Source organism: Candidatus Omnitrophota bacterium, from assembly GCA_025453395.1.
Taxonomy (GTDB): domain Bacteria; phylum Omnitrophota; class Gorgyraeia; order Gygaellales; family Profunditerraquicolaceae; genus JAlOQK01.
In genome coordinates this window covers 62,939-88,751 of record JALOQK010000001.1, presented here as the reverse complement: position 1 = coordinate 88,751, position 25,813 = coordinate 62,939, and the positions used below count along the sequence as shown (strand labels likewise).

Below are 25,813 nucleotides of genomic sequence, written 5' to 3'. Positions count from 1 at the left end.
ATGAAAGAATTTATTGAAGGCTCTCACGCTATAGCAGAGATCGTTAAATTATGCAGGCCCGGAGTTATTTCGGCGTATCCGATTACTCCCCAGACGCATATTGTGGAAGATTTGGCCCAGATAGTCGCCGATGGAAAACTTAAAGCAGAGTTTGTGAATGTGGAATCAGAGCATTCGGCAGCTTCGGTAGTCTTGGGCGCATCCGCAACAGGGGTGCGTTCTTATACCGCCACAAGCTCCCAAGGGCTTTTCTTGATGGCAGAGGTAGTTTTTAATATTGCGGGAATGAGGCTGCCGGTAGTAATGACCTGCGCTAACCGCGCGATCTCCGCTCCGATCAATATCTGGAACGACCAGCAGGATTCCATTTCTTTAAGGGACGCCGGATGGATCCAGTTTTACGCTGAAGACGTGCAGGAAGCAGTGGATTTTCATGTTTTGGCTTATCGCATTGCTGAAGATGCCGGGATGATGCTTCCGGTAATGGTGTGCATGGACGGTTTTATCCTAACCCACGGGATAGAAACAGTGGATATTCCGGATCAGGCAACAGTTGATAAATTCTTGCCTTCATATAAGGCATTATATAAATTAGATGTGGATAACCCAATGACTTTAGGCCCCTTAGTGGATCCCGATTCTTACCTTGAGACCCGGTATGCCCTTCATAAAACCCATGAAAAGGCTTTAGAATTCATACCTAAGGTATTTGCTGATTTTGGCAAGGCATTCGGCAGAAATTATAACGGCTTAGTTGAAGGATACCAGCTTGAAGACGCTGAACGGGTGATCGTGGCCATGGGCTCTGTATGCGGGACAATAAAAGATACTATTGATCAGTTAAGGTCAAAGGGCAAGAAAGTGGGCTTGTTAAAAATTACCACTTTCCGCCCCTTCCCGGCGCAGGCTGTCTGCGAGGCGTTGAAGAATGCCAAGAAAGTAGCAATAGTAGATAAATCCGTATCTTTAGGATCGTTTGCTCCTATTGCCGCGGAGGTAAAAGCTGCCTTTTGCGGAAAGAAGAAAGCGCCTAAAGTAATAAGCAGTTTTGTCTTAGGCCTTGGCGGAAGAGATATCACCAGGGAGTCCATAAAAGAAATTTTCCGCCTTTTGACTGCTAAAGAATTAAACGGCGATTTTATTGATTTAAAGCCCGAACTTTTGAAGGAGAGTTATGAGCAATAGCCTTTTAGCTTGTGGGCATACTGCTTGCGCCGGATGCGGCCAGGCATTAGCCGCCCGAATGGTAATTGATACTGCCGGTAAGAATACCATGGTAGTAAATAATACCGGGTGCCTTGAGGTTTTTTCTACTAAATTTCCGGAATCAGCCTGGGAAATTCCCTGGATGCATTCTTTATTTGAAAACTGCGCGGCGGTGGCTTCCGGAGTAGAGGCAGGCCTGAAATATTTAGGCAAGAAAGATAATATTAATGTTATCGCTCAGGCAGGTGACGGAGGAACAGCAGATATTGGCCTGCAGGCTCTTTCCGGGATGCTGGAAAGAGGCCATGATATTTTATATGTTTGTTATGATAATGAAGCTTATATGAATACCGGTGTCCAGAGAAGCGGTTTGACGCCTTTTGATACTAATACTACCACCAGCCCCATAGGCGCTGGTTCCACGGGCAATATCCGTCCCAAGAAACCTATGCCGGAAATTGCCGTGGCTCATGGGATCCCTTATGTTGCTACAGCATCAGCTAGTTTGCCGCAAGATATACAGCGCAAAGTTAAAAAGGCCTTAAGCATCAAGGGGCCAAAATATATGCAAATTCATGTCCCCTGTCCTTTAGGCTGGAGACATGAATCTTCTATGACCCTCGAGGTTGGCAAGTTAGCAGTAGAAACCGGGCTTTATCCTTTAATTGAATATGAGAATGGCGTCTTGGCGCAAGTGCGTAAAATCCAGCCTAAGCCGGTAGAGGAATATCTTAAGGTGCAAGGCAGGTTCAAGCATCTTCTGAATAATCCGGAAGAGATAAGAAAGATTCAGGCCATAGCAGATAACAATATCGCTAAGTACGGACTGAAGGCTTAAAGCAGCGCAAAAGGGGGTAGTAGATATGGGAAAACAGGCAAGGTCAATTGTGGATTTAAGCCTTAAAGAATTAGTGCATGACTTGAATAAGGCCTACGCGGATGAATGGCTGGCATTTTACCTTTATTGGTATATGGCAAGAATAGTTTCCGGCAAGGCCTATGAAGATATGCAGGAGATGCTGGAGAAGGTAGCTAAGGACGAACTTGAGCACGCGGGAGAACTAGCGGATCTTATCACAAAATTAGGCGGGGTGCCGATTGCCAATCCTATAGAGTTGGAGAAAAACGCCAATGCCCCATATGCCATGCCTCCCAAGAATAGCGCTGATATCAACCGGATCATTCGTATTGTTACTGAAGCCGAACAAGGCGCGATAGAAGTGTACCACAAAATTTTAAAGAAAACATTTGGCAAAGATCACGTTACTTACAATCTTATTTCGCATATAATCTCTGAAGAAGTGACACACGAAGAAATGTTTGAGAATTTGTTAGAAAGATAGTATCAGCCATCAGCTGTCAGCTATTAGCTTAAAGCTTTTGCTGACGGCTGAAAGCTGAAGACTGAAAGCTGAAAACTGAAAAGGGGAGGTTAAGAAGAAATGGCCAAGGTAACAGTAGATACATCAACTTGTGTGGGTTGTGGTTTGTGCGAGCAGTCTTGTCCGGAAGTTTTTCAAGTGCAGGGTGACGGGTTAGCGCATGTCAAAGCGCAAGTTTGCTCTATCCATAATCTTGCGGAAGTAGCTGATCAGTGTCCGGTAAACGCGATTAAGGTAAGCTAAAAACAGGTAAAAACAAAAATATGGGGACGGCTCTATTTAATAGAACCGTCCCCTTTATTTTGAACCGTCCCCTTTATTTTGAACCGTCCCCTTTATTTTTTTAAGGGCAATATATTTTCTTTACCGGGAAAAAGTCGCTATTAGGAAGTTCTATCCAACTCTTTTTGCCTGTGGCAATGGGGCCGGTACTTGCTCCACTTGCGGAATTCTTGGCGAAGTTAATTTCATAAGCGTAATTATAAATGGGGTTATATGCGTCGGAGAATTGCGGAACGTATCGATTGCTCCCAAACCTGCCAGATCTGTAATAACCCCAATAATCATATCCTGGCCCTACTTGATAACAAAATTTTCCTCCAACTTTTATTGAATAGTTTGATGGCACAGAAGCGCGTTTATCAGCAGTAAGCTGTATAAACGCGCCGGTAATGTTTCTTTTTACTGTTTGTCCGCTTGAGTTAATCCAGCGCTCTAAGGTATAACCGCTGGGGTCATAAGCAGAGACCATAGCGGTGTTATAAGTTATATCATAAAGTACCCTGTTGGGTTGTTTAGATTCAGTTGCGGTGGCATAATTTTGTTCTCCGGCATCAAGAAGCGCTTTCGCGGCAGTTGCCGCAGAGGGGTCGTAAACAGCTTTAGATTTTAAGAATTCAATATCCGCAGGTGTCCATAAACCGGGAATGCTTAGGCCCGGGTACTTGGCGTAAAAGTCTTTTACCGCCTGCGGAGAATTGTTTCCTGTTACCCCGGCAGCATTAAGGTAAGTATTGATAAAGTTTAAGCTTCCTAATGAATAAGGATAAGATGTGCTTGAGCTGTTAGGTTCCCAGTAATGGTATGAGGCGATATCTGAGAAAGAAGATAAGTTTGCAGCATAATCCAAGAATTGGTCAGACACCGTGTAAATTAGGCGTTTGGTGCTTATAAGAGCGGCATTGCGCCATTTATAATCATTGCTGTTGTTCTCTGTATGTGTTGCTTGATAATGAGTGAATGCTTCAGTCGCGCTGTCTCTTGTGTAATCAAGGTTAAAGCTTCCATTCACGTAAATATTATGCGGGGTAACCAGTGTTAACCCTTTTTCCGGCAATATCCCGGCATTGGTAAGAGAGACCGAATAATCATAAGAAAGGTCAGATTCGTCTGGCGTTTCCACATAAATAATTCCGTTATAATCTTTGCCCGCCAGGTAGGCGCGCAGTTTCTCCACGTCAATATTTAAAGCTTTGGTTTTCTTGGCTGAGGCAATATTTTGTGAATCATTTAGATAAGAAGATGATCCGGCAGGCCTGACCGGGTTATAGAATTCTTTAAAGCTTACAATACCCTTTTCTTCCAATTCTTCAGTGTTCCACCCCATAACGTCACCGGCATAATAATTACTGCTTAATTCCGATTCAAAAGCATCTCTTAGATCATAGCAGTCACTGCAATCCTGATCATATCCTGCTGCCGCGCAGAACCGGTTAACAGTATCATCTTTAGCTGTAATATACTCTACCCTGTTGGTTCCCCAAGTATATACATTTGCGTCTTGGCGCATGGTATAATTAAACGTATGTCCTGAATATGTAAAAGTTCTTGGTTGATTCAGCCATGCTGTATATCCGCTTGTTTCAACTTGACCTAAGAGTATCCCTCCGGAAGAAGCCTTGGCCTTGTAATCAGTTTGTATGTCTATAGGGGTAAGGTATTTCCCGCCGTTGGAATTATCTTTTAGAATATCTTGCAAATCTAAAGTTCCGGTAGCGTTAGTATCCTGTTTTACGATATCAACTTTTTTTCCTGATAGCCAGCTTGACCAGTCAGATGTTTGTTGCGATGTGTCCAGGAAATTGACATCAATTAAATCCGAGCTCGCATCGGTTGTCCGGCCATTGCCATAAACTAAATCTGTCCACCATTCGTTATTCACGTAATTGTTTATATAAGTAGGCCCCAAAAAGGTTGTCCAATAAGCCCTTGCCAAGTTTCCCGTGGTGCTTGTATTTGCGTCTGTGTAATTGGCGGCTTTCCAGGCGTTCCAGAAGCTATCCGTTGTGCCGTCTATTACAGCTGCTGAAAAAGAAGCGTAGTCAGCCGGGGGGAGAAAACTTTTATTGCTGGCAAGCCAGGAAAGAGCATTGTTATCAACGGTGAATGAAACAGGCACTTCTGCTTGTGTTTTTGTCCCGGAGTATTGGTCCCATTTCCAAGAGGTAGCTAATGTTATAGGAAGTTTTATTCCGTCAACTGTCGCGTTATTGTTTGCTGAAGGATAGTAGTTTCCGTTAAAAAAATAACCCGGGTTATATAAAGAGCTTGGCAGGTAATATTCGTAAGGGGGGGCAGATGATCCATAGAGATCCGCTTTTCCGTCAATGGTTGTGTTGTTATTGTCAAAAGAATAGGGGGAAGCGTATTGGGAGTTGGACAAGGCGAATTTTCCAGCGGTGCTCAATTCCGTCAGATTAATGAAAATAGGGTTACCGGAAAAATAAATATTACCGTTGGCGTGCATTTTGCCGTAACCGGCGCCGTCGTAGGTGGCGGTAGAAAATGTTTTGTCATAGGGGAAGAAATAAAAATAATCAAACAATGATTGTTTGCTCACGCGCAGCTCTATGGTGCGCAAAGGGGCTGCTGTATTATCAAGGCCCTGTGAGCGGACAATAACTACGTTTGTTTCAGAGCCGTCAGTTCTTAATTCCGGGAAGACAATCACCTTAAAATTATGATTGGCCACGTAATATGAGCCGTCGTTATTAAAGCCAGCTTGTGCAACAGAGAAAGTTGGATTGGCTATTTTCTGAAGTTGAGAGTTTTTCCATTCGTGTGTGCCCCAGTTAAAGGCATTTTTAGAAAGCTCCGCGTAGGCATAGTAAATGCCTTCTTCAGCGTTAAAGATGCCTTTGATTCTGCCCAGGGTTGAATTTGTGGATTTTTGTTCAGTGATATAACGCAAAAGCGCGGCCGCGGTTACGCTAATTAGAAAAATAATCGTTATCATAGAAAGCAATAATGCCGAGGCTTTTTTATTTCTTAATATATGCGCCATATTTTTACTCCAATAAACAGTATAGCCTGTATTTTAAAGCAACACTATGCTGAATGATAAGTTTTTACAATTGATTTACATCTTTAATTGCGTGCATTTATCAGTGATGTTAGCTTAAAACTTACGGACCGGCCGGTATTAATAGTATTGCTGCCGGTTATGGATATCTCAACCGAACGCGGGTTAGAGGTGCCGCTGGGAATACCTTTGAAACCCACGGCTAAGATATTATTCGCCAAAACCCTGCGCGATACCTGCGTAAAGGAGCTGTTAAGAATAACCCTTGCTAACTGATGGTTCGTCCCTGATGTAACCAGCTGGTATTGTATAAAATAACCATTGGTATTATCCGCGCCCCAGATAATGTTATTGTCATTATCTAGCCGTATCGCGGCTAAAGCCACATCGCCGCCCAGGAAATGGATTATTTTGTTATCGTATGAAGGCACTTGAAAACGCAGTTTTGTCCCTATTCCTGTTTGTATCTCGGTATTGCTATCATTAAGCACGTCTATATGCCCGGGATTGCTGAGTCTTAAATCCTGGGTTATTTCCTGCATTGCCTTTCTTGCCTGATATTGGCTTTCTATTTTTGCTTCCCCGATCTGCCATGAGGACAGGCCTATGCTAAAGATATTAAGTATCGCCGCAGAAATAATCGCGGTTATGCCTACGCTAATCATTAATTCTAAAAGAGTAAATCCTTTTTTGTTTTTTGCGCGCATTTTAGTCTATATTAGTTATATTTATAATAATGCTCACCGGAGAATCAAGTTCGTTGGCTGTTCCGCCGGCTTTATCTTCGCCTGAATCAAGCACTCCGTTTAAATTCTTATCTTCTCCGATAAGTATCCCTCCTGCTTGCTCCCAGCAAACCACAGCTTTTATCCTGTAAAAGGTAAGGTCATTGATGTTTTGACTGCTTATATAAGTTGTGCCTTTAAAATTTGGCATGGCGGATCCGGTAGAGTCATAGACGTTAAAGGTAGGGTTATTAGTGTAGTCGCTTATCGTATCGCTGAAAAAGTCTTCTACCGTATCTGGAGCTGTGGGGTTGACGCGGCCCAAGATAGATTCAATTCTTTGCTGGGCGGCATTAATTGCCAAGGTCATATTTTGGGAGTGTTCAAGACCGCGCAGGTATTGCGAGATAAAGGCGATTGTTCCGGCAAAGGCGCCACTTAAAAGAAATGCCGCTACCAGCACTTCTGCCAGGGCCATACCTTTGTTGGCTAAGGATTTCTTTAGTTTATTCATGGCAACAGGCAATTTATGCTTATTTAGCTTTGGCTTGTTTTAAAAAAGGCCTTTTTATCAAGTTCTTTTAAGAAAGAGGTAAAGTATTCATTTTTTTTATCGGAAAGTATTTTTTCCGAGAATGTTTTCTTATCTTCTTCAAATTTATTCCAATCCGCTTCCTTTTTTTCTTTTAAACGGATAATAAATAACGCTGTGGGGGTAGAGATAATTTCGCTGGCCTTGTTTGGTTGTAATTTTTCTGCTGTTAACCAGAATTCAGAGGATGAGCCAATGCCTTCGATGTAGCTGGCGAATTTAAAAAAGGAAGTGGAGGCGTATTTTAGCCCGTTTTCCACGGCAGTTGTTTCAAAAATATCTGAATCCGGCTGTTCCTTAAGGCGCGCCAGGCATTTTTCAATTCTTTCTTTAGCTTGTTCTTTGGCTTTTTCTCTGGAAAAGATGATTTTTATTTTATCCTTGATGGTTGTAAACTCCGGTATATAGGGGTCCATTTTTACTTTTATTTTCGCTAAAAAACAGGCCTGTTGATTACAGTAAGGGGGCAGGTATTCGTCAGGCTTTATTTTAGGCAGCGCGTTGATTATCTGCTTTGCCCATCCAATTTCCGGGATGGGGCCGGTTTCCGGGAACAGGCCGGTTTCCTTAAGGGTAAGTTTATTTTCCTGGGCTATTTTCTTTAAAGGGATATTTTTTTGCGCCAGAAGGAATATCTTTTCGCTTCTCTGTTTAAGGCTTGTTTTTTCCTCGGCCTCTATTTTGACGTATTCTAAATTAAAGGACAGCGGCTCTTTGAATTTTATGGAGTTGTTTTGAAAGTATGATTTTAAAGTTTCATCATCGGCCTGGATATTCTTTTCAAGCTCTGCGTATTGCGCGCTTATGTAAGAGATGCTTAATTCTTCGTTGGCTTTGCGGTATTCTTCTTTTAATTGCTCGTCGTCTAATTTTACAACGCAGGTGACCTGATCATATAATTTGGCAAGCATTAAACTTTCCCGGGTCTGTTCTTCAAATGCCCGTGGTGAGCTGTGCAGGTAATATTTTATAATATGTTTGTAGGCGGAATCATCAAAGCCGTTTTTCCCTTGAAAAGTGGGGTTGGCGGTTATATCTTTTATAACTTCTTGATCTGTTACCTTGATATTGCGCCTTTTGGCTTCGCTGATAAGTACCAGCCTCTCCCAGGCCTGGGATTCAAGGTCCAGGGAGTCTTTTAATTGATCGAATTGATCCGGGAATTGCAGGCGCAGCCTGGCGGCTGTGGCGTTATAAGAATCCTGAAATTGCGAGCTTGTGATTTTTCTTCCGCAGATAGTGCCAACGTAGCCGGCGTAGTTTTTATCAGAAACAACTGATCCTGCCCCCCAGAAAGCAAAGGGGATCACTATGACAATGGCCAAGAATATCCAGATCTTTTTTGAATTTTTGCGGTCGCGAAGGAATTTGAGCATTTATATTTTCTCCATAAAATAATTGTAAATTCTTTGATTTATAAGGATGAGAAATGGGTAATGGGTATTGGGTTTGGGATGAGGATAAGGATGAGTTTAAATATAAATTCCTCCCAACTCACTCTAGCCCCAAACTCACGGCTCACAACTCACGGCTCATTCTCGGATGACTTAATTTAGGTTTAATTTCATTTTAAGTAGTGTTCTCCTATTATAAGGCAAAGGGGACATTTTGTAAATAAAAACAGGTAAATTTTCTTTACAAAAACTTATCCGGAAGGTATAATACAGCCTTTGCGAGTGTAAAACTTAACAAAAGGCTTAAATTACTATGGATAAAATTCTGAAATTAGGTTTACCAAAGGGCAGCCTCCAGGAGGCGACTTTCAAGATGTTCCGCAAGGCAGGGTTTAATGTAAATCTGCCCTCGGAGAGGTCTTATTTTCCTTCTATTGACGATGGACAGATAGAGCCGGTGCTTTTACGCGCGCAGGAGATGTCGCGTTATGTCGCTGACGGGGCGCTTGACTGCGGGATTACCGGCAATGACTGGATATTGGAAAATGCTTCAGATGTCGTCCGGGTTACGGACTTAGTTTACGCTAAACAGAGTTTAAGCAAGGTTAGGTGGGTTTTGGCTGTTCCGGAGGCGTCGGGTTTTAAATCGGCAAAAGATTTAAGCGGCAAGCGCATTGCCACAGAATTGGTTAATGTGACAAAGCAGTATTTTAAGAAAAACAAGATCAATGTGGATGTGGAGTTTAGCTGGGGCGCTACTGAAGTAAAGGTAAGTTCCGGCCTGGTAGATGCGATTGTGGAATTGACTGAAACCGGAAGAAGCTTGAAGGCCAATAAGCTGGCGATAATTGATACGATTTGCGAATCCACCACGCAGTTTATTGCCAATAAGAAGGCGTATAAAGACCCATGGAAAAGGCAAAAGATGGAGGAAATCGCGGTTTTACTTCAAGGAGCTATTGCTGCCGAATCTAAGGTGGGCCTGAAGATGAACGTAAGGAAAAATGACATAAAAAAGATCCTTGCTGTTTTGCCCGCGTTAAAAAAGCCTACAGTGTCCAGCCTTTCAGAAGACGGATGGGTGGCTGTGGAAACAATTATAGACGAGAAGGTTGTGCGCACGCTTATTCCGGAATTAAAAAGAGCCGGAGCTACAGGGATTATAGAGTATCCGTTGAACAAAGTCATATATTAGAAATGTAAAGCGTAAAGCGCAAAATTAAAAACTACAGCTTAAAATTTAAAACTAAAAAAACGAAACTAAAAACGTTAATACAATCTTTTACACTTTTATCTTTTGTTTTTTATGCATTTTTCTTAATTTTTAGTTTTAAATTATAGTTTTGCGCTTTTACTTTTTAATTTTTAGTTTTACGATCGAAGGGAGTAAACGATGCCTTGCGGCAGAAAAAGAAAAAGACAGAAGATACGCACGCATAAAAGAAAAAAGATGCGCCGCCGTCTTCGCCACCTGAAGAAGAGAAGCTGGGGTTAGCCTTTATCAGCTAAGGTAACTTTTTAGGATAAGAGTGAGTCGTGGGATGTAGGTTGTGGGTCGAGAGTGTGGGTGGGTTGTGGGGAAAAATCTTTAAATTATTCTTCAACCTAACCCTCATCTTAAGCTTACTACCCATTACCCAAGTCTCATTCTTAGTAGTCAGTTGCATCCATTAAAACATTATGTTTGTTTTTTTAAAAAGAAAAGCATGCCCTTTCTTTGTTTTTCTATTATTTTGCGCGTCAGCTGTTTTTGCTTCCGATAGGGGGTTTCCGGAAGCGCTGTCCCATTTTATCATGGGTTCTTATTATTCAAACCTTGATAAAGATACCCAGGCCTTGGCTGAATACGAAAAATCCCTTAAATTTGACCCTGATAATAGCCTGGCTCATTTAAATTCAGCTGCCATATATATTAAGAATAACCAGATAGATAAAGCTATTGTTCATCTTGAGGTTGTTTCAAAGTTGCAGCCTGATTCTGTAGAGGCAAATTTCGTCTGCGCTGTGCTTTACGGCCTGAAAGACGATAAGATAAAATCCGATAAGTCCTATGAAAGGGCCCTTAAGAACGCTTCAGTGCTGCAACCGGATAATTTAAAGATCCAAGAAGTTTTGGCCAGCCTCTACGCGCGCCAAGGCAGATACAAAGAAGCGGAAAGTTTATGCCAGGAAATGCTTAAAATCTTTCCCAACCAGCCGTTAATTTATTTGCAGTTAGCCGATGCGTATTACAGCCAAGCTTTATTTGAAAAGGCTGAAGGCTCTTTAAAAAAAGCCATAGAGATAAAAGCTGATTTTCATCAGGCGCTTAATTTTTTGGGGTATATGTATGCTCAGGCTGGAAAGAACTTAGATCAAGCCGAAATAATAATAAAAAAAGCGTTGGAATTTGAACCGGATAATCCTGCCTATATTGATAGTTTGGGTTGGGTTTATTTTAAGCAGAAAAAATACGAAGACGCGAAAAAGCTTTTAGAAAAGGCCGCCTCATCTTTAGAAGACCCGGAAATCTACCTGCATCTGGGTGATCTGTATCTTGTTTTAGGCGACAAGGTAAACGCGAAAGAGAATTGGGAGAAATCTCTTAAGATGGATCCCAAACAGCAGGCGGTCAAAGAGAAAATAGAAGGATTAGAGAAATAATATGCCTTTTGATGATAAGACCATAAAGGATTTAGAGTTACAAGCCAAAGAAATCCGCCGCTTAATTGTCCAGATGATAGCTAAAGCCGGTTCCGGGCATCCGGGAGGCAGCCTTTCTTCCGCGGACATGGTTACAGCTTTATTTTTTCATGTCTTAAACAACCGCCCTAAAGAGCCGCATTATCCGGATAGGGATAGGTTTCATTTATCTAAAGGGCATTGTTGCCCTTTGCTGTACGCGGTATTGGCAAAAAGAGGTTTTTTCCCCGAGGATAAATTATTTACCTTGCGCCAGTTAGGCTCTATGCTTCAAGGGCATCCGGATAAAAGGACCCCCGGGGTAGAAGTAGCCTCTGGTTCTTTGGGCCAGGGATTATCTGTAGCTTTAGGGATGAGTTTAGCTGGCAGGCTTGATAAAAAAGATTACCGGGTTTATGTGCTCTTAGGCGACGGAGAAACCCAAGAAGGAAATATTTGGGAAGCGGCTATGGCATGCGCTCATTACAAGGTTGATAATCTTTGCGCAATCTTGGATTATAATGGGCTTCAGATTGACGGGCGCACCTGTGAGATAATGAATCTGGAGCCTTTAGCGGATAAGTGGCAGGCATTTGGTTGGAATGTGATTAATATTGATGGACACAATATGCGTCAAATATTAGAGGCTTATGAAAAAGCAAAAGGCTTTAAGGGTAAGCCTTCAATTATTATCGGGCGCACCGTAAAAGGCAAGGGGGTTTCTTTTATGGAGAATTCTTGTGATTTTCACGGCCGCGCCCCGACTAAGGAAGAAACAACGCAGGCACTTGAGGAACTCAAGTAAAAGTAAAAAGTCAAAAGTAAAAAGGTAAAAAGAAAAAGCATAAAAAATGAGCGCTTTATATCAACGTGATGTTTATGGGAATACCTTGGTGGAATTAGGAAAGCAAAATTCCAATGTGGTTGTTTTTGACGCTGATCTTTCCGGCTCAACCCGTACAAGCGTTTTTGCTAAGCAGTTTCCCGAGAGGTTTTTTAATTTTGGGGTTGCCGAACAGAATATGATGGCCTCTGCCGCCGGCATGGCAAGTTGCGGCAAGAAAGTATTTGTTTCCACTTTCGCTATTTTTGCTTCGGGCAGGGCCTGGGATCAGGTAAGAAATACCGTAAGTTATAATAATTGCGATGTTAAGATCGTTGCCACCCACGCTGGGATTACTGTCGGCCCCGACGGTTCAAGCCATCAGGCCATCGAAGATATAGCTTTGATGCGGGTTATCTCCAATATGAATATTATCGTGCCTTGTGATGGGCCGCAGACTCGCGAAGCGATTATCGCGTGTTCTAAAATAAACGGCCCGTTTTATGTGCGCCTGGGCAGGCCAAAGTTTACTACTATTGAGAATAAGCCTGAATTTCAATTCGGCAAGGCGCAGGTTTTAAGGCAGGGTGATGATATCACCATTATCGCCTGCGGGGTTATGGTTTATGAGGCGATAGTTGCCGCTGAATTATTATCAGGAAAAGGGATAAACGCAAGAGTCCTTAATATGCATACTATCCGCCCTATAGATCAGGATGCGGTTATTAGCGCTGCCAAAGAGACTAAAGGCATTGTAGTTTGCGAGGAGCATGCTACCGTTGGAGGTTTAGCTTCGGCGGTTGATGAAGTGGTCGCGGAAAATCATCCGGTCAAGGTATTGCGTTTAGGCATTAAGAATAGGTATGGACAGTCGGGTGAGCCTCAAGACCTGTTGAAAGAATATAACCTGACCAGCTTTGATATAGAAAAAGCAGTTTTTAGCATAGTTAAGTAGCATCCTCTCCCCATGGCTAGAATATCTTTTGATTCCCACGCCAAAGTCAACCTCCATCTTAATATCCTGCGCAAACGCCCGGACGGCTTTCATGATATATCAACTATTTTCCATAGGATAAGCCTGGCGGATAGGATCACCCTTAAAACCCGTTCTGATGATAAGATAAAGATTATTACTTCTTCCCGGGAAATCCCCAAAGACCATGCCAACCTTGCTTTTAAAAGCGCTAAACTTCTAAAAGATAGATATAAAATAAAAAAAGGCGTGGATATTATCATTAAGAAAAATATCCCGGTTTCAAGCGGTATGGCCGGAGGCTCCAGTAACGCTGCTGGTGTTTTGATGGGGCTAAACCGGCTCTGGAAATTAGGTTTAGCTAAAAAGCAGCTTGTTTTTTTGGCCTCTTTATTAGGCAGTGACGTAGCTTTCTTTATTTACGATTGTTCTTTTGCTAAAGCAGAAGGAAGAGGGCAGATTATAGCGCCTATCCGCGCCCTGAAGCATTTTAAGCTTTACCTTGTGATTGTAGTGCCCAAAATAGCGGTTTCCACCAGAGTTATTTACCGTAATTGGAGCCAACTTTCAGGATTGACAATGCCGCGATATGATGATAGACTAATTACCCTGATTAAAAGGGATAAAGATAAGTCCTCTTTAAAAAAGTTGCTTTTTAACGGCTTAGAGCCGGTTACTTTTAAACTGTACCCAAAAGTGCGTTTTCTTAAAGAGAAAATGAGGCTTTTGGGGATGGATATGTTATTAATGTCGGGCAGCGGCCCGACAGTCTTTGCGATTGCTTCTTCAAAGAGAGAAGCAAAAGCTTGGGCAAAGCTGCTTAAGGCACAGCTGGAGTCAAGCGTGTTTACAGCGGAAACAGTTTAAGCGTAAAAAGCAGCAAATGGGAGGGGGAGGGCCATGGAAATTACCGAGGTCAGGGTTTTTTTGAAAGATTCTCCGGACAAAAAACTAAAGGCATACGCTACGCTTACCTTTGACAACGCCTTTGTGGTCAGAAATATTAAAGTCATTGAAGGCACTAAGGGGTTGTTTATCGCTATGCCCTCCAGGAAAGTTAAACAGCCTTGCCCTAAATGCAATTTTAAGAATGAAGTGCGCAGTAAATATTGTAATCAGTGCGGCGCGCAGTTGCCGGTTGTTGTTCAACCGGTAGTTTCGCAGGAGCAGCCGGCGAATTCTCAAAGCGATCAGAAAGATATTGCCCATCCGATCACGCAAGCCTTCCGGGAATATGTGCAGAAAAGGATCCTGGATGCCTACGAGCAGGAGAAACTAAGGGGCGCGGCAGTTTAAATTGACAACAGCTCTGGGATGTCGTCCAATGGTAGGACTCCAGAATTTGGGTCTGGCTATCATGGTTCGAATCCATGCGTCCCAATTAAATTTTCCCTACGGGAAAATTTAATTATCCCGAAGCGTGCGAAGTAAATTCTGGAACAGAATTTACGAGCGCTTACGCGAGGGACTAACATTATAGATCAACTAAAGGAGACAAGAAATGAAGAAAATAATTATTTTTGCGGCGTTTTTATTTCTTAACCTTATCACAGGAGGATTACAGGCGATGGACGCTCAAACCGTGGTTTTGGAAACAAATCAGGGGAATATTGAATTGACACTTATGCCGGATGTGGCGCCTAAGACTTGTGAAAATTTTGTCGGTTTAGTCGAAAAGGGTTATTATAACGGGATAATTTTTCACCGCGTGATCAAGCAATTCATGATCCAGGGCGGAGACCCTACTGGCACAGGCCGCGGCGGAGAATCTATCTGGGGCGGGCCTTTTGAAGATGAGGTATCAACAAGCGTAAAATTTGATTCCCCGGGAATCTTAGCTATGGCAAACGCCGGGCCAAATACCAACGGCAGCCAGTTTTTTATCACAACTGTTCCTACGCCGCACTTAAACATGCGCCATACTATTTTTGGTAAAGTTACAGGCGGTTATGACGCGGTGCAGAAAATAGAGAATACCGCTGTGGATGCCGGCGATAGGCCTGTTTCAGAGCAGAAAATTATCAAGGCATATATAAAAAAGTAAAAAGGTAAAAGTAAAAAGTAAAAAACAAAACCAAGAATATAAGAAATCATGAAAAAAAATGATTTAGCGGTAATTATTCTGGCGGCGGGAAAAAGCACGCGCATGAAATCCATCCTGCCCAAGGCAGCTCATCTTTTGTGTTCGCGGCCTCTTATAAATTATGTCTTGGACTTGGCAAAGAGCCTGAAGCCGGCAAAGACAGCTGTTGTTTTAGGGTATGGCTATGCGCAAGTAGCCCAACTTTTACCCGAAGCAGTTTTAAGGGTAAAGCAGAAAAAACTTTTAGGCACTGCAGATGCGGTAAAAGAGGGGATGCGCGCCCTAAAGGGTTTTACCGGCACGGTTTTGGTTTTATACGCGGATAATCCGCTTTTAAAAGAAAAGACCCTTAAAGATCTGATTAAGTATCACCAAGATAATGATTGCGCGGTAACACTTTTGACCGCGGATATGGACAAGCCGCAAGGCTATGGCAGGATTTTGCGGGATAAATATTCCTGTATCTGCGGGATCGTGGAAGAAAAAGACGCGGATGATTTTCAGAAGAATATCAAAGAAATAAACACCGGCATTATGTGTTTTAAGGCTAAAGATCTTGCGCGCTCATTAGCCAAGGTCAGGCCCAATAACAAGAAAAAAGAGTATTATCTGACTGATGTCATCGGGATTATTTACAAAAACGCTCGATTAACCGGCAATATTAAAACCTCTGATGTGAATGAGGCATTAGGAGTTAACTCTCGGATTGAGCTTGCCAAGGCAAACAAAATTATGCAGGCAAGGATCAATGAAGAGGTTATGAAGAAAGGTGTTACCATCATAAGCCCGGATACAACCTTTATAAGTTACGGGGCTAAAATTGGACAGGATAGCGTGATTTATCCCTTTACAGTTATTGAAAAAAGTGTTAAAATTGGAAAACATTGTTCAGTCGGCCCATGCTCCCACCTTAGAGAAGGCACCATAATCGGAAATAATGTGGTAGTAGGCAATTTTGTGGAAAGCGTGCGCTCTTCCATAAAATCCGGCACTTTTGTCAAACATTTCAGCTACTTGGGAGATGCCTCTTTAGGGCAGAATGTGAATATCGGCGCCGGGACAGTGATCGCCAATTTTGACGGCAAGAATAAACATAATACTACTATCGGCAAGAACGCTTTTATCGGTTCGGATAGCGTTTTGGTATCTCCTGTTACTATCGGTAACTCTGCCAGGACAGGGGCGGGGTCAGTAGTAGTAAAAACAAAAGTTCCTTCGGGTAAAACTGTGGTAGGGGTTCCAGCTAAATTATTAAAAAAGAGGTAGGATATATGGAAAAATTAGCGGTGATTTCCGGAAACGCGCATAGTGAACTTGCCAAAGAGATATGCGCTTATCTTAAGATGAAAATTACTGATACGCTGGTGGGTAAGTTCAGTGAAGGCGAAATTAGAGTCCAGGTAAATGAAAATGTTAGAGGTAAAGATGTTTTTCTGGTGCAGCCGACCTGCCCCCCGGTAAATGATAATTTAGTAGAGCTTTTAATTATGATTGATGCCTTAAAAAGGGCTTCGGCAAGCCGGATTACTCCGGTTATCCCTTATTTTGGCTATGCCCGCCAGGACAGAAAAGACCAGCCGCGCGTTCCTATAACCGCTAAATTAGTGGCCAATCTTTTGACTACAGCCGGGGCAGACCGTATATTAACTATGGACTTGCATGCCGGGCAGATCCAGGGGTTTTTTGATATTCCGGTGGACCACCTTTTTGCCATCGGAGTTTTTATTGAATATTTTAAGAAAATGCACATGCAGGATATGGTTATTGTGTCACCGGATGTGGGAAGTATTAAAATGGCGCGTGCCTATGCCAAGAGGCTTTCTGCAGGGCTTGCCATTATTGATAAAAGGCGCGATTCCCCTGAAAAAACAGAGGTTTTGCATATTTTAGGAGAGGTGCGCGGGAAACATGCTATTATCACTGACGATCTTATCGCTACGGGAAGTTCACTTATTGAAGCAGTCTATGCCTTAAAAGAGGCAGGCGCAAAAAGTATAAGGGCTGCCATTACCCATGGTGTTCTTTCCGGCCCGGCGATTGAGAGAATAGATAAATGTAAAGATATGGAGGAGCTGGTCATCACCAACAGTATCCCCCTTACAGAAGAGAAGAAGAATCCCCGGATCAATGTTTTATCTGTCGCGCCTTTATTGGCTGAGGCGATCAAGAGGATTCATCGCGAAGAATCGGTGAGTTGTTTGTTTGATTAAGAAGGAGAGTTTAAAGTCATGGAAGAAATATTTTTAGCGGCACAAAAAAGAGAAGAAATAGGAAGAGGAAAAGTTAAGGATATCCGCGACGCAGGCTTTATTCCTGCTGTTATCTATGCTGAAGGTAAAGACGCGCAGGCCATTAAGGTGTCGCATAAAGAGCTGTTCCACCTTTTGCACCAGCACCGCCTTGAGAACGTGGTCATTAAGGTAAAAATTCAGGATGATAAAGTCAAAAAAGACCGGCCGTGCCTGATCAAAGAAATACAGTATCATCCGGTAAAAGGCGATATTGTGCACGTGGATTTTAATGAGATTTCGCTTACCAAGGTAATTAAGTTGAATATCCCGCTTACGGCCAAGGGAGAACCTGTGGGCGTGAAGCAGGAAGGCGGCTCTTTAGAGCACATACTCTGGGAAATTGAAATTGAATGTTTGCCTTTAAATATCCCTAAGCATATAGAGGTAGATGTTACTTCTTTGAAATTAGGCGATTCCATACATGTTAAGGATTTGGCTGTACCTGAAGGGGTGAAAATACTGACCCCCATGGATGCTATTGCCTTGTCTTGTAATAAGCCGGTAATAGAAGTGCCGGTGGAAGTAGAAGGCGAAGAGAAGCCGGAATTGGAAGTGATCAAGGAAAAGAAAGAAGTCCCTGCTGCCGAAGGCCAAGAGCCTGAGAAAAAATAGGCATGAAACTTATTGCTGGTTTGGGTAATCCGGGTAAAGCCTATTTAGGCTCACGCCACAATATAGGATTTGATGCGATTGAGGCGCTTGCCCGTAAACAGGGCGTTGTTCTTAAAAAAGGTATTTTTAGCAAGACTGCTTTCTGCCGCATGCATTATAAAGGTAAGGAATTTATTTTAGCCCGGCCTCTTACTTTTATGAATCTTTCCGGGGCAAGCATCAAATATCTGGCGGGTAAGTTTAAGGTTGCCTCCGGAGATATTTTGATAATCTGCGATGACCTGGATCTGCAGTTAGGCAGGATGAAAATAAAACAAGGCGGTTCAAGCGCCGGGCATCATGGCCTTGAATCCATAGCTTCAAGCCTTAAAGATAAGGATTTTTGCCGCCTGCGCCTTGGCATTGGAAGGCCCAAGGATAAGGATTTTGTATCAGAATATGTTCTTTCCAGATTTACCCAATCGGAAAATGGCGAAAAAGAGCAGATCTTAAGAAAAGCAGTGCAATGTTGTTATATCTGGGCGGAGTTTGGCATTAATAAGGCAATGGAAATCTTTAATAAAAAAGTAAACAAGGAGCAGTGTAATGAATAAGTATGAAGTAATGGTTCTTGTCAGGCCGGATCTTCCGGAAGAGGCGAGAAAAACTTTGTTTTCGCATCTTGCGGAACTAATCGTGAAAAATGAAGGCGTGGTTTCTTCTTCTGGAGTTTGGTCAGATAGGAAGAAATTGTATTTCCCGATTAAGAAATTCAGCGAGGCAGTTTATTATTTGATCGGTTTTAATATGCCGCCGCAGGGAATAGTAAAATTAAAGCAGATTTACACGCTTAACGAAAATATCTTAAGGTTTTTAATTACCCGCCTTGAGGCTTAAGAAAAGGAGCCATATATGGCAAGCCTGAATAAAGTTTTGTTGATCGGCAATCTTACTAAAGACCCGGAATTACGTTATACCCCGCAGGGTACTGCTGTTGCTAATTTGCGAATGGCTATAAATCGCAAGTACCGTGACCGTAATCAGGAACAAAAAGAGGAAGTTTGTTTTATTACCGTGGTAGTTTGGGATAAACAGGCGGAAGTCTGTAACCAGTATTTACAAAAAGGCCGTTCGGTTTTTATTGAGGGCAGGCTTCAGTCGCGCTCATGGGAAGACAATACCGGGCAGAAAAAAAGCGTTATTGAGGTGCGCGCGGAAAGAGTGCAATTTTTGGGAGGCAAGCCCGGCGAAGGAAAAGCCCCTGACGCTGCTGCGCAACAACAGGCCGCGCCTGCTTCATCTGAATCTACAAGCGAAGCAAGCTGGTTGGAAGAAAGCGAGGACAATCTAAATGAGGGATAAGAAACCACTTTTTAAAAAGAACCTTAAGAAAGATAAGAATAAGCTTGGCATCTTAAGGAAGAAGGTTTGCAGGATGTGCCTTGAGAAGGTAAAAGGCGTTGACTATAAAGATGTCAGGAGATTAGAGTTTTATGTCCGCGACAGGGGCAAGATTGCTTCTGTGCGCGCTACCGGAAATTGCGCCCGTCACCAGAGAATGGCATCAGAGGCGCTTAAGAAAGCGCGCTTTCTTTCTTTGATACCTTACGTGCGTTCTTAATCAGAATTTTATTTTTATAAGCGGGAGGTTTTTATGGAAGTCATCCTTACGCGGGATGTGGAGCGGATCGGTAAGGCTGGGCAAATCATCAAGGCCAAGGACGGTTTTGCCAGGAATTTCCTTATCCCCAATAAATTAGCTGTTCCAGTCAACAGTGTTAACTTGAAGAAACTAGAAGATGACAAAAAACATGCTGACCAAAAACAGCAAAAGGATAAAGAGCAGGCTTTAGAATTAAAAAATAAGCTTGATAAGGTGTCTCTTACCTTGCCTGTTCTGACCAAAGATGATGATAAGCTTTACGGCAGCATAAGCGTTCAAGATATAATCTCGGAGCTTAAAGATGAAGGCATAGAAATTGATAAAAACAAGATCATTCTTGATGAGCCGGCTAAGTCTTTAGGTATATATGAAGTTACAGTGAAGCTTCATCCGGAAGTAATTACTAAAATTAAAGTGTGGATAGTAAAAAAGTAAAAAGTCAAAAGTAAAAATTTAAAACTATAAGTAAAAATTAAAAAGTAAGAAACAAGAAGGGAAATAAGACAGAATAAAACAAAAACAAATCAAAGTAAGGCAAAAATAAATCCGATAAAATTAAAAATTATTATTGGTGAGTCAGAAGTTAAGTTTAAAATATAAGTTAAAATTCTAAGATTATCGTATTTTAGGTTAAATGTGTTGGTATTATTTGATTTTAAATTTTTAAATTTCTGTTTTTGATTTGCTCTTTTGATTTTGTTTGTTTTTCTTCTTTAAGTTTTTGCTTTGGTTTCTAACTTTTTACTTTTGAATTATAATTTTTAGTTTTTCGCTTTAACTTTTAAACTTTTATTATGCCCGAACTCTCCATAGACAAACTCCAACCGCAGAATTTAGAAGCGGAAATGGCAGCCTTAGGGTCCATGCTCATGGACGAAGAGGCGATCGCCCAAGCGGTAGAAAACCTTGAAATAAATTCATTTTATAAAGATTCCCACCGCAAGATCTATGAGTCTATACTTGACCTGTATAATGCCAATAAAGCGGTTGACCTAATTACTCTTACCGACGAATTAAAAGTAAAGGGGCTTCTTGAGCAAATAGGAGGGGCCAGCCTTCTTACTTCCCTGGCTAATTCTGTACCTACCGCAGCCAACATCCGGCATTACGTAAATATTATCAAGGAAAAAAGTATCCTGCGCACCCTGATCAATAATGCTACCCGCATTGTTTCTTTGTGTTATGAAAGCCAAGGCGATGTGGATCAGATGGTGGATCAGGCGGAGCGGCTTGTTTTTGAAATAAGCGACCGGCATCAGCGCGGGACAGCGCTGCATCTTAAAGAGATCATCAAAGACAGTATTGAAACTATTGACCGTTTATATCAGAATAAGGCCCATGTCACGGGGGTCCCCACAGGGTATATTGATTTTGATTTAAAGACTGCCGGTTTGCAGCCTTCGGATTTGATCATTATCGCGGGAAGGCCTTCCATGGGCAAGAGCGCTTTTGCTTTATGCATGGCTGAACATGCGGGGGTAGTGGAGAAAATCCCCGTAGCGGTTTTCAGCCTTGAAATGTCCAAGGAACAGCTTGTGCAGAGAATGCTTTGCGCGCACGCCAAAGTTGACGCGCATAAGGTGCGCACAGGTTATTTAGCCGCTTCTGATTGGCCGAAGCTTACTGCCGCAGCCGGTAAATTATCCGAGGCGCCGATATTCATAGACGATACTCCGGCTATTTCAGTAATGGAGCTTCGCGCTAAGGCCAGAAGGCTTAAGGCGCATCATGATATAAAATTGATCATTCTGGATTATATGCAGCTTATGCGCGGTTCTTCTTCGGTAGAAAGCCGCCAACAGGAGATTTCCGAGATATCGCGGTCATTGAAGGCTTTGGCGCGCGAATTGAATGTGCCGCTAATTGCCATCAGCCAGTTGTCGCGCGCGGTAGAATCTCGCAATGACCATAGGCCGCAGTTATCAGATTTGAGGGAGTCCGGCGCTATTGAGCAGGACGCGGATGTGGTAGTTTTGATCTTAAGGGAAGAATACTACAATCCCACTCCGGATAATCAGGGCACAGCAGAGATCATCCTTGCCAAACAGCGTAACGGCCCGGTGGGTTCGGTAAAACTGGCCTTTATTAAAGAATATACCCGTTTTGAGAATCTGGCACGCCTTGAATAATATTTACTTTTTATTAAAGCTATGCTATATTGAGTCAAATATATTATTAATAAATCTAACCTTTATATTATGCCCAAAAAATATATAGCTTTTTACCTTGCGGCGATCTTTTTTTTATTTTTAATCCCTGCCGCGTTTTCTCAACAAGCTGTTGAAAAAGAAACTTCTGCGGCCGCCGCTAAACAGGAAAAACTGGTTACCGCTATTGAAATAAAAGGCAATAAGTCTATTAGTTCCAATACTATAATTTCCAAGATAAAAACCCGCGTGGGGTCAGCCTATCAGGAAAATGTGATAAGCGATGACCTGAAGCGGCTTTATATTCTGGGCTTTTTTAGCGATATCAAGATAGATACCCAAGATTACAATGATGGAATTAAACTTATTATTAACGTTGTTGAGCGTCCGCTTATTGAGAAAATTTCCTTTTCCGGCATCAACCGTTTGACTGCCCGCGATGAAAAGCTGAAAGAAAGCCTCAAATCCAAGCAAGGGCAGTATCTGGATTATCCGAATTTAGGTGATGACGTAAAGACCCTGATAAAGATGTACGAGAAGATAGGCTTTAGCCAGGTTAAGATAAATTACGATGTTTCTGCCAATCCTGAAAATGGCAAGGTCAAAATTGAATTTAAAGTAGACGAGGGCAAGAAAGTTATCATAAAGGGCATTAATATCGAAGGCAATAAGGCGTATCCCGCCAAAAGGATCAAGAAATTGTTAAAGACCAAAAGTGCCTGGCTTTTTAACGCCGGCATACTTAAGGATGAGGTGTTAAAAGAAGACGTTGAGAGGGTAAAATCTTTTTACGCCCGCGAAGGTTATACTGACGCGGATGTGCTGTCTCAGGTAAGAGCTGATGGCAAGAAGAATAACTGGCTGTATGTTAACATTATTATTACCGAGGGAAAACGTTATTATGTCGGCAATGTTGTGATTGAGGGGAATAATGACGTAAGCCTTAAGGATATATTGGCGCAAATAAAGGCTTGTTCAAGCGGAAAAGTTTTTAGCCACGAAGCAGTTAAGGATGACTCCGCAAGCATCCGTTCTTTGTATTTTGACAAAGGTTACATATCCGCTGACATAACAAGCTCTGCCTCTTTAAATGCTGATACAAACCGCGTAGATATTTCTTATAAGATTACCGAGAATCAGATCGCCTATGTGGATAAAATCATGGTTACCGGTAATGTCAAGACCAAGGATATAGTGGTTAGGCGTGAATTAAGGATTCATCCCGCAGATAAATTTGATGGAGAGAAATTAAGGCGCAGCAAAGAGCGCCTGCAGAATTTAGGATTTTTTGAAGAGGTAAGTTACGATACAAAAGATACCTCTGTTCCGGATAAAAAGGACCTTATTGTGGATGTTAAAGAATCCAAGACCGGGTCTTTTAGTTTTGGCGGAGGCTATAGTACTGTTGAGCAGTTTATCGGCTTTGTAGAGATAGAGCAGAAAAATTTTGACTGGAGGAATTTCCCCTATTTTACCGGAGCCGGCCAAGACTTAAGGCTGCGCGCTTCTTTAGGTAATTTAAGCAGCGGTTTTGATTTGAGTTTTACCGAGCCGTGGATGTTTGATTATCCGGTATCTTTTGGATTTGATGCCTATAAAAGAAGCCATAAAAGAGAGCAGAATGTAGGTTACGGTTACGATGAGGATGTTACCGGAGGGGATTTGCGCTTGGGAAAAGAAATTTCAGAATATGTAAAAGCAGATCTTATGTATCGTTATGATCAGATTGATATAAGCAATATTTCAGATGATGCTACTAATGACTTAAGAAAAGAAATAGGCAAGAACACTATAAGCAGCGTCCAGTTTGGCATGTCTTTTGATAGCAGGGACAATGTCTTTTCTCCTGTGAAAGGGGATTTATTAACCGGTTCTATGGAGGTTGCCGGTGGCCCATTGGGAGCAAGCAAAGATTTTACTAAATTTTTCGGCAGGGCATCGCACTTTGTGCCTTTATGGAGGAATTCATCTTTGGAATTCCGCGGCAGACTTGGTTTGGCAAGCCCTTATGGCAACTCCGATGAAATTCCAATATACGAAAGATTTTTTGCTGGAGGCGCTACGACTGTGCGCGGTTATGATGAGCGCAAGGTTGGGCCAATTGACCCAGTTTCTAAAGATCCCTTGGGTGGCGAGGCGCTGCTTATTGGCAATATTGAATATCTTTATCCACTATACGATTTCTTGAAATTGGCAGCGTTTTATGATGTAGGCAATGTTTGGGCTAAGCAAAATGATTTAGGCAAAGGAGGCTTTAAGACTGGCATTGGCTTAGGTGTTAGAGTAAAAACTCCTATTGGCCCTTTGATGCTTGATTATGGTATCCCACTTAATAAAGAGCCTGGCGAAGACACCAAAAGCGGGAAATTCCATTTTAATATAAGCCACGGCTTCTAATCTTTTAAAAATAATAAAAACTTGAAAGGAGAAACAGCAATGAAGAAAACATCTTTGTTCGTGGGGATTATCGCGATGTTAGTGGCGCTTAATTGTTTTGGGGCAGATTACAAATTTGGTTATGTCAGCATTGACAGGATAGGCGACGCGTATAGTAAGGCCAAAGATTATACCAAGCTTCTTGAGGATAAGCAGGCCGCGTACACGGCAGAGCTTGATAAAAAACAAAATGAAGTAAAGACCTTAAGGGATAAAATTGCTCTTTTAAGCGATAAAGAAAAAGAAACCAAGGCTTCTGAGTTTGAAGGTAAATACAAAGAGCTGCAGAGTTTAGCTCAGCAGAGACAGTCAGACCTTCGTAAAGAGCAGGGGCAGAGGGCGATGGAGCTTTCGCAGGATATCAAGAAAACAATCACCGAGTACGCAGAGAAGGAAGGCTATACTATGATCTTTGATGCCGCGGCGGTTGCCTATCAGCCCAAAGGCATGGATGTTACGGATAAGATTATAGAGATGTTAAATAGTACCTATAAGAAATAAGATAAGGGCATGCAAAAGAGCCTTAAGGAAATTGCTCAGTTATTAGAGGGCGAACTTCTTGGAGACGGTAATATAGTTATTACCGGAATCTGCGGGATAAAAGAAGCTGGACAGGGCGATATTACTTTTCTTGCTAATCCTAAGTATCTTCCCTTTGTCAAAGAGACTAAAGCAAAAGCGATTATTACCGCAAGAGATGTAACGGGTATTTCTAAGCCGGTTATCCGCGTTGATGACCCTTCGCTTGCTTTTTCAAAACTTGCCGCGCATTTTCTGGATTTAGAGGTTAAGCATCCCGCGGGAATTGCCCCTACGGCAATAATAGGCAAGGGGGTTGTTTTAGGAAAGAATGTTTCTTTGGGCGCGTATACTGTTGTCGCGGATAAAGCAGTTATCGGGGATAACACGGTTATCTATCCTTTATCCTATATTGGTTACCAGGCGAAAATCGGCAAAGACACTCTTATCTATTCTCATGTTTGCATCCGGGAAAATGTTTCTATTGCAGACAGGGTGATTATCCATAGTGGCACAGTAGTTGGTTCTGATGGTTTTGGTTTTGTTGCCGTAGAGGGCAAACATCAGAAAATCCCGCAGCTTGGGACAGTAGTTGTGGAAGATGATGTAGAGATAGGCGCTAATGTTACCATTGACAGGGCGCGTTTTGACAAAACTTTAATCGGCAAGGGCACCAAGATAGATAATCTGGTGCAGATAGCTCATAATGTTGTTATCGGAAAGAATTGTTTGGTAATTGCGCAGGTAGGGATTTCCGGAAGTAATATCATCGGGGATAATGTTACTTTGGCCGGGCAAGCAGGTTTATCCGGCCATTTGACTGTTGGAGACGGCGCGATTGTCGCAGCGCAGGCAGGGGTAACTAAGTCTGTTTCTGCCGGGACGATCGTATCCGGCTATCCGGCAAGAATCCATGAACAGGCGATCAAGGTAAATGCCTGCGTGCAGAATTTGCCCAGGCTTTATCAAACGATAAAAGAATTAAAGAAGAAAATAGAAGAGTTGGAATCCAGGATTAAGAAATAA

General features: G+C 42.3%; 27 protein-coding genes and 1 tRNA gene. 24 read left to right on the top strand and 4 right to left on the bottom strand.

The window, feature by feature from the left end:
* The 4 genes from porA (at position 1) to MUF05_00440 (ending at position 2,831) form a co-directional block, all read left to right on the top strand.
* A complete protein-coding gene (gene porA, locus MUF05_00455) occupies positions 1–1,185 on the top strand; it encodes a pyruvate ferredoxin oxidoreductase (GenBank protein ID MCU0665559.1) in 1,185 nt (394 codons plus the stop codon).
* Positions 1,175–2,044 carry a thiamine pyrophosphate-dependent enzyme gene (locus MUF05_00450; GenBank protein ID MCU0665558.1) on the top strand — a complete coding sequence of 290 codons (870 nt, stop codon included), beginning with the start codon at positions 1,175–1,177 and terminating at the stop codon, positions 2,042–2,044. The genes porA and MUF05_00450 overlap by 11 nt, the downstream gene beginning before the upstream one ends.
* A gap of 25 nt (positions 2,045–2,069) precedes the next feature.
* A complete protein-coding gene (locus MUF05_00445) occupies positions 2,070–2,549 on the top strand; it encodes a hypothetical protein (protein ID MCU0665557.1) in 480 nt (159 codons plus the stop codon).
* 99 nt (positions 2,550–2,648) lie between these two features.
* The gene (locus MUF05_00440) at positions 2,649–2,831 is read left to right on the top strand and encodes a ferredoxin (protein MCU0665556.1); all 183 of its coding nucleotides are present in this window, start codon (positions 2,649–2,651) and stop codon (positions 2,829–2,831) included.
* A gap of 100 nt (positions 2,832–2,931) precedes the next feature.
* Here the strand turns inward: MUF05_00440 and MUF05_00435 are convergent, their stop codons facing one another.
* The 4 genes from MUF05_00435 to MUF05_00420 all read right to left on the bottom strand — a co-directional run bounded on the left by MUF05_00435 (position 2,932) and on the right by MUF05_00420 (position 8,582).
* Positions 2,932–5,871: a hypothetical protein gene (locus MUF05_00435; protein ID MCU0665555.1), complete on the bottom strand. Its 2,940-nt coding sequence runs from the start codon at positions 5,869–5,871 to the stop codon at positions 2,932–2,934.
* An 83-nt stretch (positions 5,872–5,954) separates the two neighbouring features.
* A complete protein-coding gene (locus MUF05_00430; GenBank protein MCU0665554.1) occupies positions 5,955–6,596 on the bottom strand; it encodes a prepilin-type N-terminal cleavage/methylation domain-containing protein in 642 nt (213 codons plus the stop codon).
* 1 nt (position 6,597) lies between these two features.
* Entirely contained in the window at positions 6,598–7,128 is a 531-nt protein-coding gene (locus MUF05_00425; protein MCU0665553.1) for a hypothetical protein, read from the bottom strand.
* Positions 7,129–7,151: 23 nt separating this feature from the next.
* Positions 7,152–8,582 (bottom strand): SurA N-terminal domain-containing protein, encoded by a 1,431-nt coding sequence (locus tag MUF05_00420; protein ID MCU0665552.1) that lies wholly within the window; start codon positions 8,580–8,582, stop codon positions 7,152–7,154.
* Positions 8,583–8,913: 331 nt separating this feature from the next.
* On the opposite strand from MUF05_00420, the gene hisG reads away from it, so the two are divergent.
* From hisG to lpxD, 20 genes are all read left to right on the top strand, one after another.
* Complete coding sequence (gene hisG / locus MUF05_00415; protein ID MCU0665551.1) at positions 8,914–9,795, top strand: ATP phosphoribosyltransferase; 882 nt, start codon at positions 8,914–8,916, stop codon at positions 9,793–9,795.
* 485 nt (positions 9,796–10,280) lie between these two features.
* Positions 10,281–11,243: a tetratricopeptide repeat protein gene (locus tag MUF05_00410; GenBank protein MCU0665550.1), complete on the top strand. Its 963-nt coding sequence runs from the start codon at positions 10,281–10,283 to the stop codon at positions 11,241–11,243.
* Position 11,244: 1 nt separating this feature from the next.
* Positions 11,245–12,066 (top strand): transketolase, encoded by an 822-nt coding sequence (locus MUF05_00405; protein ID MCU0665549.1) that lies wholly within the window; start codon positions 11,245–11,247, stop codon positions 12,064–12,066.
* A 46-nt stretch (positions 12,067–12,112) separates the two neighbouring features.
* On the top strand, positions 12,113–13,039 hold the full coding sequence (locus MUF05_00400) for a transketolase family protein (GenBank protein MCU0665548.1): 927 nt from the start codon (positions 12,113–12,115) through the stop codon (positions 13,037–13,039).
* Positions 13,040–13,051: 12 nt separating this feature from the next.
* Positions 13,052–13,924 carry a 4-(cytidine 5'-diphospho)-2-C-methyl-D-erythritol kinase gene (gene ispE / locus MUF05_00395; protein ID MCU0665547.1) on the top strand — a complete coding sequence of 291 codons (873 nt, stop codon included), beginning with the start codon at positions 13,052–13,054 and terminating at the stop codon, positions 13,922–13,924.
* 33 nt (positions 13,925–13,957) lie between these two features.
* On the top strand, positions 13,958–14,353 hold the full coding sequence (locus MUF05_00390) for a septation protein SpoVG family protein (GenBank protein ID MCU0665546.1): 396 nt from the start codon (positions 13,958–13,960) through the stop codon (positions 14,351–14,353).
* Between the two features lie 14 nt (positions 14,354–14,367).
* Positions 14,368–14,438, top strand: a tRNA-Gln gene (locus tag MUF05_00385).
* Positions 14,439–14,624: 186 nt separating this feature from the next.
* Entirely contained in the window at positions 14,625–15,101 is a 477-nt protein-coding gene (locus tag MUF05_00380; GenBank protein MCU0665545.1) for a peptidylprolyl isomerase, read from the top strand.
* A gap of 48 nt (positions 15,102–15,149) precedes the next feature.
* On the top strand, positions 15,150–16,406 hold the full coding sequence (locus MUF05_00375; protein MCU0665544.1) for an NTP transferase domain-containing protein: 1,257 nt from the start codon (positions 15,150–15,152) through the stop codon (positions 16,404–16,406).
* A 5-nt stretch (positions 16,407–16,411) separates the two neighbouring features.
* A complete protein-coding gene (locus MUF05_00370) occupies positions 16,412–17,350 on the top strand; it encodes a ribose-phosphate pyrophosphokinase (GenBank protein MCU0665543.1) in 939 nt (312 codons plus the stop codon).
* Positions 17,351–17,368: 18 nt separating this feature from the next.
* A complete protein-coding gene (locus MUF05_00365; protein ID MCU0665542.1) occupies positions 17,369–18,043 on the top strand; it encodes a 50S ribosomal protein L25 in 675 nt (224 codons plus the stop codon).
* Between the two features lie 2 nt (positions 18,044–18,045).
* Positions 18,046–18,636 carry an aminoacyl-tRNA hydrolase gene (gene pth / locus MUF05_00360; GenBank protein MCU0665541.1) on the top strand — a complete coding sequence of 197 codons (591 nt, stop codon included), beginning with the start codon at positions 18,046–18,048 and terminating at the stop codon, positions 18,634–18,636.
* Positions 18,629–18,919, top strand: coding sequence for a 30S ribosomal protein S6 (gene rpsF, locus MUF05_00355; protein MCU0665540.1), 291 nt, complete (start codon positions 18,629–18,631; stop codon positions 18,917–18,919). Before pth ends, rpsF begins: the two co-directional genes overlap by 8 nt.
* A 15-nt stretch (positions 18,920–18,934) precedes the next feature.
* Positions 18,935–19,384 (top strand): single-stranded DNA-binding protein, encoded by a 450-nt coding sequence (locus MUF05_00350; GenBank protein MCU0665539.1) that lies wholly within the window; start codon positions 18,935–18,937, stop codon positions 19,382–19,384.
* Positions 19,374–19,643, top strand: a complete 270-nt coding sequence (rpsR, locus tag MUF05_00345; GenBank protein ID MCU0665538.1) for a 30S ribosomal protein S18 — start codon at positions 19,374–19,376, stop codon at positions 19,641–19,643. Before MUF05_00350 ends, rpsR begins: the two co-directional genes overlap by 11 nt.
* 33 nt (positions 19,644–19,676) lie before the next feature.
* On the top strand, positions 19,677–20,120 hold the full coding sequence (gene rplI / locus MUF05_00340) for a 50S ribosomal protein L9 (GenBank protein MCU0665537.1): 444 nt from the start codon (positions 19,677–19,679) through the stop codon (positions 20,118–20,120).
* A gap of 410 nt (positions 20,121–20,530) precedes the next feature.
* The gene (gene dnaB, locus MUF05_00335; GenBank protein MCU0665536.1) at positions 20,531–21,814 is read left to right on the top strand and encodes a replicative DNA helicase; all 1,284 of its coding nucleotides are present in this window, start codon (positions 20,531–20,533) and stop codon (positions 21,812–21,814) included.
* Positions 21,815–21,883: 69 nt separating this feature from the next.
* On the top strand, positions 21,884–24,229 hold the full coding sequence (bamA, locus tag MUF05_00330; GenBank protein ID MCU0665535.1) for an outer membrane protein assembly factor BamA: 2,346 nt from the start codon (positions 21,884–21,886) through the stop codon (positions 24,227–24,229).
* 39 nt (positions 24,230–24,268) lie between these two features.
* The gene (locus tag MUF05_00325) at positions 24,269–24,769 is read left to right on the top strand and encodes an OmpH family outer membrane protein (GenBank protein ID MCU0665534.1); all 501 of its coding nucleotides are present in this window, start codon (positions 24,269–24,271) and stop codon (positions 24,767–24,769) included.
* 9 nt (positions 24,770–24,778) lie between these two features.
* Entirely contained in the window at positions 24,779–25,813 is a 1,035-nt protein-coding gene (gene lpxD, locus MUF05_00320) for a UDP-3-O-(3-hydroxymyristoyl)glucosamine N-acyltransferase (GenBank protein ID MCU0665533.1), read from the top strand.

What these genes read in the sequence shown, in the direction of transcription:
- porA (MCU0665559.1), top strand. Translation starts at nt 1, where the DNA reads ATGAAAGAATTTATTGAAGGCTCTCACGCTATAGCAGAGATCGTTAAA.
- MUF05_00450 (MCU0665558.1), top strand. Translation starts at nt 1,175, where the DNA reads ATGAGCAATAGCCTTTTAGCTTGTGGGCATACTGCTTGCGCCGGATGC.
- MUF05_00445 (MCU0665557.1), top strand. Translation starts at nt 2,070, where the DNA reads ATGGGAAAACAGGCAAGGTCAATTGTGGATTTAAGCCTTAAAGAATTA.
- MUF05_00440 (MCU0665556.1), top strand. Translation starts at nt 2,649, where the DNA reads ATGGCCAAGGTAACAGTAGATACATCAACTTGTGTGGGTTGTGGTTTG.
- MUF05_00435 (MCU0665555.1), bottom strand. Translation starts at nt 5,871, where the DNA reads ATGGCGCATATATTAAGAAATAAAAAAGCCTCGGCATTATTGCTTTCT.
- MUF05_00430 (MCU0665554.1), bottom strand. Translation starts at nt 6,596, where the DNA reads ATGCGCGCAAAAAACAAAAAAGGATTTACTCTTTTAGAATTAATGATT.
- MUF05_00425 (MCU0665553.1), bottom strand. Translation starts at nt 7,128, where the DNA reads ATGAATAAACTAAAGAAATCCTTAGCCAACAAAGGTATGGCCCTGGCA.
- MUF05_00420 (MCU0665552.1), bottom strand. Translation starts at nt 8,582, where the DNA reads ATGCTCAAATTCCTTCGCGACCGCAAAAATTCAAAAAAGATCTGGATA.
- hisG (MCU0665551.1), top strand. Translation starts at nt 8,914, where the DNA reads ATGGATAAAATTCTGAAATTAGGTTTACCAAAGGGCAGCCTCCAGGAG.
- MUF05_00410 (MCU0665550.1), top strand. Translation starts at nt 10,281, where the DNA reads ATGTTTGTTTTTTTAAAAAGAAAAGCATGCCCTTTCTTTGTTTTTCTA.
- MUF05_00405 (MCU0665549.1), top strand. Translation starts at nt 11,245, where the DNA reads ATGCCTTTTGATGATAAGACCATAAAGGATTTAGAGTTACAAGCCAAA.
- MUF05_00400 (MCU0665548.1), top strand. Translation starts at nt 12,113, where the DNA reads ATGAGCGCTTTATATCAACGTGATGTTTATGGGAATACCTTGGTGGAA.
- ispE (MCU0665547.1), top strand. Translation starts at nt 13,052, where the DNA reads ATGGCTAGAATATCTTTTGATTCCCACGCCAAAGTCAACCTCCATCTT.
- MUF05_00390 (MCU0665546.1), top strand. Translation starts at nt 13,958, where the DNA reads ATGGAAATTACCGAGGTCAGGGTTTTTTTGAAAGATTCTCCGGACAAA.
- MUF05_00380 (MCU0665545.1), top strand. Translation starts at nt 14,625, where the DNA reads ATGGACGCTCAAACCGTGGTTTTGGAAACAAATCAGGGGAATATTGAA.
- MUF05_00375 (MCU0665544.1), top strand. Translation starts at nt 15,150, where the DNA reads ATGAAAAAAAATGATTTAGCGGTAATTATTCTGGCGGCGGGAAAAAGC.
- MUF05_00370 (MCU0665543.1), top strand. Translation starts at nt 16,412, where the DNA reads ATGGAAAAATTAGCGGTGATTTCCGGAAACGCGCATAGTGAACTTGCC.
- MUF05_00365 (MCU0665542.1), top strand. Translation starts at nt 17,369, where the DNA reads ATGGAAGAAATATTTTTAGCGGCACAAAAAAGAGAAGAAATAGGAAGA.
- pth (MCU0665541.1), top strand. Translation starts at nt 18,046, where the DNA reads ATGAAACTTATTGCTGGTTTGGGTAATCCGGGTAAAGCCTATTTAGGC.
- rpsF (MCU0665540.1), top strand. Translation starts at nt 18,629, where the DNA reads ATGAATAAGTATGAAGTAATGGTTCTTGTCAGGCCGGATCTTCCGGAA.
- MUF05_00350 (MCU0665539.1), top strand. Translation starts at nt 18,935, where the DNA reads ATGGCAAGCCTGAATAAAGTTTTGTTGATCGGCAATCTTACTAAAGAC.
- rpsR (MCU0665538.1), top strand. Translation starts at nt 19,374, where the DNA reads ATGAGGGATAAGAAACCACTTTTTAAAAAGAACCTTAAGAAAGATAAG.
- rplI (MCU0665537.1), top strand. Translation starts at nt 19,677, where the DNA reads ATGGAAGTCATCCTTACGCGGGATGTGGAGCGGATCGGTAAGGCTGGG.
- dnaB (MCU0665536.1), top strand. Translation starts at nt 20,531, where the DNA reads ATGGCAGCCTTAGGGTCCATGCTCATGGACGAAGAGGCGATCGCCCAA.
- bamA (MCU0665535.1), top strand. Translation starts at nt 21,884, where the DNA reads ATGCCCAAAAAATATATAGCTTTTTACCTTGCGGCGATCTTTTTTTTA.
- MUF05_00325 (MCU0665534.1), top strand. Translation starts at nt 24,269, where the DNA reads ATGAAGAAAACATCTTTGTTCGTGGGGATTATCGCGATGTTAGTGGCG.
- lpxD (MCU0665533.1), top strand. Translation starts at nt 24,779, where the DNA reads ATGCAAAAGAGCCTTAAGGAAATTGCTCAGTTATTAGAGGGCGAACTT.